General features: G+C 77.0%; 1 protein-coding gene. It reads right to left on the bottom strand.

Annotation, left to right across the window (positions count from 1 at the left end; translation table 11 throughout):
- The coding region (locus tag FGF04_RS39655; RefSeq protein ID WP_149516223.1) for a protein phosphatase 2C domain-containing protein at nucleotides 1–682 on the bottom strand (682 nt) is incomplete at both ends.

Raw genomic sequence — 682 nt, 5'->3', positions numbered from 1 at the left:
GGCTCGTACGGGCTGGGGGGTGTGGTGATGTTCAGGTCCATGGTGAGCCGGTCGCTGTCGGGGGTCTCGTGGGGCAGCGATCCGAAGCCGACGACGGCCTCGCCGGTGGTGTCGGCGACGCGCGGTTCGAGGTCCTGCCACTCGCCGTCCCGCAGCCGGAACAGGCCGCCCGGGCCGACGCCGAAGAAGACGCGGGTACGGCACTCGGGGTCGGCCGGGAGCAGGAGGCAGCGCAGGCCGGCGGTGTACTCCTCGGGCTCCACGCCCTGCTCGGCGGCGCTGGCCCGCAGTTTGCCGAGGCTGCGGTCGGTGAGGCGGTGCAGGCCCGACTTCAGGTCGCCGCGGCGGGCGGCCCTGATGTCCTCGGCCAGCCGGGCGTGGCTGCGGCCGACGGCGCGGCCGATCCAGCGGCACGCCTCGGCCGCCGCGCGGTGCGCGGCGGGGGTGGCGCGGGCGCCGGTCGCCATGGCGACCAGGACGAGGGCGGTGTCGCCCGCGCCGAAGCGGGCGGTGAGCAGGGAGTCCCTGCGGGGTTCGCCCCGGTAGCGGGCCGAGTCGCCGCGTACGGAGACGGCGCGGAGGGTGCTCGTGCCGTACTCGGCTCCGTCCAGGACGGTGTCGGCGACGAGGTCGTCGAGGTCGTCCGGGTCCGCCGGGGGCAGGGCGGTGGGCTCGGGGGCGT

The organism is Streptomyces apricus, assembly GCF_008369065.1.
Classification (GTDB): domain Bacteria; phylum Actinomycetota; class Actinomycetes; order Streptomycetales; family Streptomycetaceae; genus Streptomyces; species Streptomyces apricus.
This window is presented reverse-complemented; position numbering and strand designations above follow the sequence as displayed.